This window comes from Flavobacterium sp., assembly GCF_044368625.1.
In the GTDB taxonomy this organism is placed as follows: Bacteria; Bacteroidota; Bacteroidia; order Flavobacteriales; family Flavobacteriaceae; genus Flavobacterium.
The window spans coordinates 1-9,693 of the sequence record NZ_JBIPPD010000123.1 but is presented as its reverse complement, the minus strand read 5'-3'; the positions used below and the strand labels follow the sequence as shown (position 1 = coordinate 9,693).

Annotated in this window: 9 protein-coding genes and 3 pseudogenes; 9 read left to right on the top strand and 3 right to left on the bottom strand. The window is 36.3% G+C overall.

Annotated elements, in window-relative coordinates:
• From ACIQ2X_RS10190 to ACIQ2X_RS10165, 6 genes and pseudogenes are all read left to right on the top strand, one after another.
• Nucleotides 1-100 (top strand): annotated as a pseudogene (locus ACIQ2X_RS10190) (IS1595 family transposase); the annotation flags it as partial.
• 24 nt (nucleotides 101-124) lie between these two features.
• Nucleotides 125-1,168, top strand: coding sequence for a VWA domain-containing protein (locus tag ACIQ2X_RS10185; protein ID WP_396178822.1), 1,044 nt, complete (start codon nucleotides 125-127; stop codon nucleotides 1,166-1,168).
• Nucleotides 1,169-1,178: 10 nt separating this feature from the next.
• The gene (locus tag ACIQ2X_RS10180) at nucleotides 1,179-1,913 is read left to right on the top strand and encodes a tetratricopeptide repeat protein (RefSeq protein ID WP_396178823.1); all 735 of its coding nucleotides are present in this window, start codon (nucleotides 1,179-1,181) and stop codon (nucleotides 1,911-1,913) included.
• 171 nt (nucleotides 1,914-2,084) lie between these two features.
• Nucleotides 2,085-3,851, top strand: coding sequence for a BatD family protein (locus ACIQ2X_RS10175; RefSeq protein WP_396178821.1), 1,767 nt, complete (start codon nucleotides 2,085-2,087; stop codon nucleotides 3,849-3,851).
• Nucleotides 3,852-3,934: 83 nt separating this feature from the next.
• Nucleotides 3,935-4,295: pseudogene (locus ACIQ2X_RS10170) on the top strand (GxxExxY protein).
• Between the two features lie 59 nt (nucleotides 4,296-4,354).
• Complete coding sequence (locus tag ACIQ2X_RS10165; protein WP_396178820.1) at nucleotides 4,355-5,098, top strand: tetratricopeptide repeat protein; 744 nt, start codon at nucleotides 4,355-4,357, stop codon at nucleotides 5,096-5,098.
• A gap of 46 nt (nucleotides 5,099-5,144) precedes the next feature.
• Here ACIQ2X_RS10165 and ACIQ2X_RS10160 read toward each other — a convergent pair whose 3' ends face one another.
• Entirely contained in the window at nucleotides 5,145-5,660 is a 516-nt protein-coding gene (locus tag ACIQ2X_RS10160) for a CvpA family protein (protein ID WP_396178819.1), read from the bottom strand.
• Nucleotides 5,661-5,779: 119 nt separating this feature from the next.
• On the opposite strand from ACIQ2X_RS10160, the gene ACIQ2X_RS10155 reads away from it, so the two are divergent.
• From ACIQ2X_RS10155 to ACIQ2X_RS10145, 3 genes are all read left to right on the top strand, one after another.
• Nucleotides 5,780-6,136, top strand: a complete 357-nt coding sequence (locus ACIQ2X_RS10155) for a hypothetical protein (protein ID WP_396178818.1) — start codon at nucleotides 5,780-5,782, stop codon at nucleotides 6,134-6,136.
• Between the two features lie 190 nt (nucleotides 6,137-6,326).
• Nucleotides 6,327-7,346: a phenylalanine--tRNA ligase subunit alpha gene (pheS, locus tag ACIQ2X_RS10150; protein WP_396178817.1), complete on the top strand. Its 1,020-nt coding sequence runs from the start codon at nucleotides 6,327-6,329 to the stop codon at nucleotides 7,344-7,346.
• Nucleotides 7,347-7,689: 343 nt separating this feature from the next.
• The gene (locus tag ACIQ2X_RS10145; protein WP_396178816.1) at nucleotides 7,690-8,097 is read left to right on the top strand and encodes a hypothetical protein; all 408 of its coding nucleotides are present in this window, start codon (nucleotides 7,690-7,692) and stop codon (nucleotides 8,095-8,097) included.
• Nucleotides 8,098-8,238: 141 nt separating this feature from the next.
• On the opposite strand, the gene ACIQ2X_RS10140 is transcribed toward ACIQ2X_RS10145, so the two are convergent.
• Both ACIQ2X_RS10140 and ACIQ2X_RS10135 read right to left on the bottom strand, forming a co-directional pair.
• On the bottom strand, nucleotides 8,239-9,429 hold the full coding sequence (locus ACIQ2X_RS10140; protein ID WP_396178815.1) for a hypothetical protein: 1,191 nt from the start codon (nucleotides 9,427-9,429) through the stop codon (nucleotides 8,239-8,241).
• 147 nt (nucleotides 9,430-9,576) lie between these two features.
• Nucleotides 9,577-9,693 (bottom strand): annotated as a pseudogene (locus tag ACIQ2X_RS10135) (IS1595 family transposase); the annotation flags it as partial.

The following is a 9,693-nucleotide window of genomic DNA, read 5'->3' as shown; positions in this document are numbered from 1 at the left end:
ATCAATTTTCAAAGAAACTATATTCCACAAAACAATCGAAAGAATGATGATAGAAATGCCAATATATCAAAATCAAATAATACAGAAACTAAATATATAACTCAATTCGATTATTTAAAAAACAATGGAATTAGACGAAAAAAAATATTTATACCTGCTCTTTCTTCTGCCGATATTGGCGGTTGTTTTCTTTTATAATTTATATTGGAAAAGAAAAAAGCAAAGGGAGTTTGGCGACGTTGAATTGATCAAAAAACTCATTCTGGAACGCTCGATTTTCAAAGCGGTGTTGAAATTTGTGGTGTTGCTTTTGGCCTTTGTATGTTTGATTATCGCTTTGGTAAACCCAAAAATCGGCACGAAAACCGAAACCGTAAAGCGCGAAGGAATCGACATCGTTTTTGCGGTCGATGTTTCTAAAAGCATGCTTGCCGAAGATATTGCACCAAACCGATTGGACAAAACCAAGCAAATCATTTCGCAAGTAATTAATGAATTGGGTAGCGACCGCATTGGCGTTGTGGCGTATGCCGGAAGTGCGTTTCCCGTTTTGCCCTTGACAACCGATTATGGTGTGGCCAAAATGTTTGTACAAAACATGAATCCCGGAATGGTTTCTTCACAAGGAACGTCGCTTGAAGAGGCGATTGAAATTTCGAAAAGCTATTTTGACGAAGAAAGCAAAACGAGCAAATTGGTTATTTTAATTTCTGACGGCGAAGACCATTCGGAAGGAGCTCAAACTTCGGCAGAAGAAGCAACCAAAGCCGGTTTGAAAATTTTGACGGTAGGAGTGGGAACTGCAAAAGGAGGGCCAATTCCGTTGAAAAGAAATGGAACCGTTGAAAGTTTTCAGCGCGACCGTCAGAATGAAGTGGTCATTACAAAACTGAATGAAGCCAGTTTGCAACAAATTGCCAAAGCCACTAAAGGAAATTACATCAACGGCAGAAGCACACAAGAGGTGGTCGATTTTGTTAAAAATGCGTTAGAAAATATCGAAAAAACCGAATTTGAATCGACCCAGTTTACTGATTTTAATTCGCAGTTTCAGTGGTTTTTGGGTTTTGGAATACTGCTGCTTTTTATCGATATTTTCTTGTTGGAGAAAAAAACGAGTTGGCTCCGAAAAATGAATTTATTTAACGAAGAAAAAACAAAAAACTAATATGAGAACTTTGAAAAATGCAATTGTAGTATTGGTTCTCTTGTTTTCTGTGGTAATGCAAGGGCAGGAGAAAGACAAAAATTTGCCGGAAGGAAACAGCGCTTTTAACGAAAAAAACTATGCCGACGCCGAAACCAATTACCGAATTTCAGCATCAAAATTTTCTAAAAACGCCAATTCGTATTACAATTTAGGAAATACCATTTACACCATTAATCAACCAGCAGAAGCGAAGTTTGCTTATCAAAATGCAATTAAAAACGCAACCACAAGAACCGAGAAACACAAAGCTTTTCATAATCTTGGAAATGTTTTTATGAAAGAAAAAAACTATCAAGGTGCAGTTGAAATTTATAAACAAGCCTTGATTAATAATCCTTCGGACGAGGAAACGAGATATAATTTTGCTTTAGCAAAGAAAATGCTGAAAGAGAATCCTCCAAAAAAGGACGACAAGAAAGACGATAAAAAGAACGACAAAGAAAAGGATCAGAAAAAACAACAAGATCAAAAAGAAAAGGACGACAAAAAAGACGGCGATAAAGACAAGAAAGACGACCAAGGCAATAAAGACAAGAAAGACGACCAAGGTAAAGGAAAGCCCAAACCTCAAGAAGGTCAGATTTCGAAACAACGCCTTCAAAACTTGCTTGATGCGGTAAATAACGAGGAGAAAAAAGTGCAGGACAAAGTCAATGCTCAAAAAGCAAAAGGCAAACCTGTAGAAACCGAAAAAGACTGGTAATTAGAATTTCAATTAGAGGGAATCATTTTTACTCTTTTTGTCATTCTGAATTTATTTCAGAATCTTATCCGATCTCGTTGGAAGACGCTGAAATCAATTCAGCATGATAAACGGATAGCCTGACATTGAGTAATGAAAGTTAATTTAACTAGGAATAGGAAGTAGATCAAAATGAAAAAGTTATTTTTTTTATATCTTATATTATGCAGTTTTGCCACTTTCGCTCAAGTACAATTTGAGGCTAAAGTCAGCAAAAATTCGCTTGGATTAAACGAGCGACTTCGTGTAGATTTTACGATGAATGCCGATGGCGACAATTTTACACCTCCTAATTTTGAGGGTTTTCGTGTAGTGAATGGCCCAATGCAGCAAGTGAGTCAATCGTGGATTCAAGGAAAAGTTTCGTTTAATAAAAGTTATTCTTATTTTTTATTACCTACCCGAAAAGGAGCGGTTACCATCGGTCAGGCAAGTATTGAAATCAACGGGCAAACCTACAAAACAACTCCGGTAAAGGTAAACATTACAGCGGCTATTGACATTCCAACCAATCCACAAGACGCGCCTCAAATTTCGCCCGATGACGCCATTCATTTGATTGCCGAAGTTTCAAAAGCTAATCCGTACATCAATGAACCCATCACGGTAGTTTACAAATTGTATTTTAGTTACAACGTAGGAATCAGTAATTTCCAAGAATTAGATAAACCCAAATACAACGATTTTTGGAGTCAAAATATCGAAATCAAACAGCTTCAATTAGAAGAAGGTACCTACAATGGCGAAAAAATGCGGGTGGTAACTTTACGAAAAACCGTTTTATATCCGCAAAAATCCGGCAAACTCGCGATCGAACCCTTGTCGATGGACATTGATTTAGAAATCCCTACCAACCGACGTAATTTTTTCGGTCAATACCAAACCACACGGGCCAACAAGCGCGTTTCGGCTGGAGCCAAAACGATTAACGTAAAAGCCTTGCCTGAAAACGGAAAACCGGAAGATTTTACAGGTGCTGTGGGAAGTTTTACTTTCGAAGCAAAACCTTCCAAAACGCTTTTAAAACACGGAGAGAGTTTGGATTTGAAGGTTATAGTTTCTGGAAAGGGAAATCTCAAATTGTTTGATTTGCCAAAACCCGTTGTGCCAACTGCATTAGAAATGTACGATCCTGTACATAAAGAAAATGTGAGTACGCCGTTGAGTGGTATGGCGGGTTCCATTTCCGACAGTTACACCATCATTCCGCAATTTCAGGGCGAATATCCGATTAAACCAATGCGATTTTCGTATTTTGATTTGAGATCACAAACGTATAAAACCATAGTTTCGCCCGAAATTAAAATAAAAGTGTTGGATGGCCCACAAAGCAACGAAGCTGTTGCGGCTCAAAATCCGACAGCGAATTCCAATAAAAAAGCAATAACCGCAAGTTCAAAATTTGAGTTCATCAAATTAAAAACGAATTTAAAACCTACTAAGCAAGCCGACTTTTTTGGAAGCCCATTGTTTTATGGATTGTTGTTCGCTCCGTTTTTGTGCATCCCAATATTAATGATTTTCCGAAGAAAAAAAGAGGCGAGAGACGGCGATGCTACCGGAAACCGTATTCGACTTTCGAACCGATTGGCAAAAAAATATTTATCAGAAGCGAAGAAGCAATTTCAAAACAAGGAGCTGTTTTACATTGCTTTGGAGAAAGCATTACACAACTTTTTGAAAGCCAAATTGAATATCGAAACTTCAGAAATTAGCAAAGAAACCATTCGCGCGATTTTAATGGATCGAAAAGCGAAGGAACAAACCGTTTCTGAATTTATAAAACTGGTTGAAAACTGCGAATTTGCGCGATATGCACCTTCGTCAAGTGGCGCAATCCAGATGGATTTTGACAAAGCGGTGGGATTGATTTCTGAATTAGAAAAACAAATTTCTTAAACACAAAGTTCACAATGAATTCGCAAGGTTCACAAAGTTAAATTGTAAGTTTAAAACAATCTAAATCAGTAAATGCCAAACAAATGACGGAAAATGAAATTGCAAATATTGTTTTTGAAGCAGCTTTAAGAATACACAAAAGATTGGGTCCAGGATTGTTGGAAAGTGCTTATGAAGAATGTATGTTTTATGAATTGAAAAAGTCAAATTTAAAAGTTGAAAACAAAAAGCTTTGCCTTTAATATATGATGAAGTCCGTTTGGATGTGGGTTATAGATTGGATTTATTGTTGAAATAAAATCAGTTGAAAGTTTGAATGACGTTCATCTCGCACAAATTTTAACTTACCTAAGATTGTCCAATTGCAAATTAGGTTTGCTGATTAATTTTAATGTAAGCTTACTAAAAAACGGAGTAAAAAGAGTAATAAACGGAACAATATAAAAACAAGAAGTATTAAAACGTCGAGATCTTTGTGAACTTTGTGTTTAAACCATTTTAAAATGAAAAATTTAATCTATATATTTTTATTAATTTCTTCTACTTTCTTTGCCCAAAATGGTTTTGAAAAGGGCAACGAGTTGTATCGAAAAAATCAGTTTCAAGAAGCGGCTCAAGCCTATGAATCGGTTTTAAAAACCAATAAGCAATCGGCAGAGTTGTATTTTAATTTAGGAAATGCGTATTATAAACTCAATAAAGTCGCGCCTGCAATTTATAATTTTGAAAAGGCATTGCTTTTAAAGCCCAATGATCCAGACATCCTGAACAACCTTGCTTTTGCACAAAAACTACAAATTGACGAGGTTAAAACCGTTCCCGAGGTCGGTTTTGAAAAAATAGTCACCAACTTTACTGCTTCAAGACACTACAATTCTTGGGCTTGGGTTGCGGTTTATGGGTCGTTCTTTATTTTGCTTTTTTTCACTGGCTATTATTTTTCATATCGAACAATTTTGAAACGCATTTTTTTCGGCGGTATGTTTGTGTCAGCAATGGTTTTAGGTTTAGCACTTTTTGCCACGATTTCCGAAAAAAACAGTGAATTATTGTTTCGTCCAGCAATAGTTTTTGCCGAAGTCGCTGAAGTCAAGGCAGAGCCCAAACCAGACGCTCCAAACGCTTTTGTATTGCACGAAGGAACCAAAGTGGAAGTAAAAGAAGAACTCGATAATTGGCGCTTGGTCGCTTTGCCTGATGGAACGGATGGATGGATTCGGAAAGAGTTGATTAAGGAATTGAAATAGGAATTACAGCACAGTTGCTAAAGAGGGATTTTCTATGAAAAAAATTCTAATACTTGTTTCCAAAAGGTTTCAACTCCTCAAACCAACTTTCCAAAACAGGAAATATTTTCCCAGACAATTGCATCGTAGGATAATAAAAAATAGATTTTACCAACTGTTCCTTCGAAACAAAAGCAGCTTTAGTGTTTATTTTATGAAAAAAATGAAGCGAAACACTAATTAAGAGAATAGTTTTCAATAATCCGAAAAAAGCACCTGCCATTTTATTGAAAATACCCAAACCCGCAAATTTAGAAAGTGTGGTTAAAAATCTTGCCAAAACCGATAAACCTATAATAACGGCAATAAAAGTCAACGCAAATGCGGTAATCTGAATGGTTTTGGGCGACCAAGAAACGTGTGAACCAATCACCGATTGAGCAAACGAAGAAAATTTTACGGCAATGTAAATTCCAAGCAATAACGAAATCAACGAAGCAAATTCGATAAAAAAACCGTTCCAAAAGCCCCGAACAATGCCGTATAAAAGTAAACAACCTAAAACAATATCAATAACTTGCATAGAAAAAAAAAACTTTGAGCAAGATACTCACTTTAGTAGAATAACCAAAGGCTACAACGTATCTTTGTAGCTTAAATTACAATTAATCCTAAATTCTAATTTCACAATCCGAAATCTAAATGTCAAGAGATATACAACTTAAAGAACGCTGGGAAGCGTTAGTATTAAAACTTTCCAACCAATTTTCGCAAGGAGAAGATTTGGATTTGGACGCCATTATTTACCTAATTGGTGTACAAGAACTGGGAAAAGTCCACGATAAATTCAAGAAAGACGAAAAGTTAAATTTAATGCACATCGCCATTTGCCGTTTGCTCGAACCCTACGGTTTTTACACCTTTGACCATATTGACGCTGAAGGTTGGCCTCATTACAGCGTCAAAGAAGAATTACCTACCTTAAAAGCCGGAGAACAAACCGTATTGATGAAAGAAGCCATTGTGGGTTATTTTTTGGAAAAGGAATATATTTATTAAAATGGCGAAATAAATGCAGCATGACACACAACAAATGTTTGTCATACTGAACTCGTTTCAGAATCGCTACTTTAGCAATCCAATTAGACAATTGAGAAGCTAAAATAAATTCAGCTTGACAAATTATCCATTTCAATTTACATTCAAACTTTCAACGAAAAACCTTAAATTTGCATTTTTACGAAAAACAATGATAGATAAAATCAAAGAATATATTGCCGAGGCTCAAGCTTTTTCAACGGATAATGCAGGAGAATTAGAAGCTTTCAGAATCCAATTCCTTGGCACAAAAGGCCTTTTAAAAACCCTTTTTGCCGAATTTAAAAATGTGCCTAACGAGCAGAAAAAAGAATTTGGCCAAGTAATTAATGCTTTGAAAACTACAGCTGAAGAAAAGGTAAAACAACTTCAGGAAGCATTGGAAAACAAAGAAGAAATCAAAGGAATTTATGGCGATTTGACCCGTCCGGGCGAACCGTTCAAGATAGGTTCTCGTCACCCGATTTCATTAGTAAAAAATCAAATTATCGACATATTCTCAACCATCGGATTCAATGTTTCCGAAGGACCAGAAATTGAGGACGATTGGCACAATTTCACCGCATTAAATTTGCCCGAATACCATCCGGCACGCGACATGCAAGATACTTTTTTCATCCAAACCAATCCCGACGTGCTTTTGCGAACGCATACGTCATCAGTTCAGGTGCGGTATATGGAAAACAACAAGCCACCCATTCGTACGATTTCGCCAGGACGAGTTTTCAGAAATGAAGCTGTTTCCGCGCGTTCCCACTGTATTTTTCACCAAATCGAGGGCTTGTACATCGACAAAGATGTTTCATTTGCCGATTTGAAACAAACCCTTTTATATTTCACTAAAGAGATGTTCGGAAAGTCCAAAATCCGTTTACGTCCGTCCTATTTCCCGTTCACCGAACCAAGTGCCGAAATCGACATTTATTGGGGCCTAAAAACCGAAACCGATTACCGAATTACCAAAGGAACCGGCTGGCTTGAAATTGGCGGTTGCGGAATGGTCGATCCAAATGTCTTGAAAAACTGCGGTATCAATTCAGAAGAATACACCGGTTTTGCCTTCGGAATGGGTGTGGAGCGAATTGCGATGTTATTGCACCAAATTGGAGATATACGAATGTTTTATGAAAACGATGTGCGTTTCTTGGAGCAATTTAAGTCCAGTATATAATTTTTTAGGAGCAAATGGCTCGGGCTTTTTCAGCAAACTATATTCCCGCTATTCGTTGCAATCTCCCGATGAAAAATCGGGAGGATTTACACTGCTATCGGGGCTATTTAGGTTTTCATTATTTAAAAATTAACTTTCAACCTCAGCTCCCAAAGTATCGGGATGGGTGGCAAAATAATATGAATTCGCCATTAACAACACGTTTACGTAAACAATTGACAATGCTTCGCCAGTTCGCAAGCTCGGGTCATCGAACACCGATGAAAACTATACTATTGTGAGATAAACACCAATAAATAAAAGCAATACCGTATATGACCGCTAAAAAATCACTTTTACATATATGAAAAAAGATATTCAAATTCCAGTAGTCGAAAATGTTTTCCTAGCAGCAGTACAAGAATTTAGTGTTGAGTTTAACGAAAAAGTGTGGTACGTTTATTTAGTAAACGATAGTGATTTCGATCTAGACAGCGTGATGATTGTTTCCTCCGCATTTGGAACCTTAAATGGAGAAATGAAGAAAACATCTTTACTTCGTCATGCGTTTCCAGCCGTTCCAGCTGTTTCGGTCGTAAAAGTTGAACTTTTAGAAAACAGTGTTTTGGCTTTAAATAATGAGTTTATGCTCACGTATTTTATCGAAAACAAGATGTACGATAAAGTATTTATTTTCAAAAGCAACGCTATAAACGAAAACAATACCGAGGAAGTACCTATTTTATTTTTAGAAGGCGTAATCGAACGCTAACTTATGTAAGCTTGGCGCGCTTTCATTTTAAGTCCACGATTGAAATTTTAATTGGGTTGTATTTTTTGTTTGGATAAAACCCACGCATTTACCAAACCAGTTGCGTTTTAAAATGAACTGTCAAATGTTGAATTTATAAAACTATTTTTCAAACATTCCAACGGTTCCGCCTACCCAGTCTTTGTCTTTGTTAAATTTTACACCAATCATTTCACCACGACTCAAACGCACTAAATTGGTAACTAGAGTAGGTGATGCATCGTTTTTTGGCCAAACGGCCAATATACGAACTTCGGCTTTAACTAAACCGTCTGGACTTTGAATAATGGGTTTGTAATGTACCTTCTTTTGCAAAATATACAAATCTTTTTCGACAACCGCTTCCACATCTTCCCGCTTTACATGGAAAATAACGCCACTTCCGGAGAATGAAAATAAAGGTTTTAAAACGTAATTTTCCAAGTCGGATGGAATTTCTTTCAATTCAGAAAGTAAGGTGGTTTCGATAAAATACGTACCTTTTAAGTATGGTAATATAAATTTACTGATTCTGAAAAACCAGTTGGGATGTCCCGCCCATTCTACTTCATAGGATTTCGAAAAATCAAAGTTGAGGTGTAAGTCGGTTCGCAAATCGAGCTCGTCAAAAATCACACGGTTGTAAATTCTATTCACTAAAACTTCCTCATTTTGTTTGTTTTTGTAAAAAAGCTGATTTCCTTTTTCGTACAGTTCTGTCACACAAACAATCGGAATTTCTAAATCCCGCTGGCAATAGTAAAAATCAATTTTTGTGTTTTGTTTTTCAGGTTCAACTTCTAGAAGAATGACTTGCTCTTTAGGATGATTGTTGCATATAACCTCTTCAATCAATTGCAAATAACTTTCTTGATTGAGTCCATTTAAAAATGGGGTAAGTTCATCTAAAAACGGATAAGTTGCCACAAATTTTTCGGCCAAATGATTTTGAAAGTTATACAATGACGGAAAGCCTTGCACTTCAATTAATTTGGGAATTATTTGTCCATTTTCTTCACAAATCCCGAAATCGATGGCCAAAAACGTAGTGTGATTGTCTTCGTTTGGAACTTTTCGGTTCAGTTCTAAAGCTTTATCGGTCAATTGGTTGAAGTCGTCGCGTAAAATAAAATCAATAACTTGTTGACAACCTTCGAGCAGTTGGTTTTTTAAATCATTGGAAATAAAAAAAGGCGTTTCTCCAATTCGAAAAGTGGGTTTGTAATTAAAATCCGATGCAATATCAGCTTGCATAGCGTCGTATTTTTCAGTAGAAAATTGTTCGTTGAAAAGAACCCTATATTTTGAAATCATAACCGTTTTAAGTTTAAAAGAGTATTAACATTTGGAAATCTAGCGCGAATAATCGTAGTTGTATTAAAACGCGCTAGAAAGAACTAAGCCATTCCAGTTCTGTTCTCGATTTCGTGCCTGACTGCACTATCATTTAAAATTATTGAGTTATATATTTAGTTTCTGTATTATTTGATTTTGATATATTGGCATTTCTATCATCATTCTTTCGATTGTTTTGTGGAATATAGTTTCTTTGAAAATTGATCTATTGATTCTAAAAGT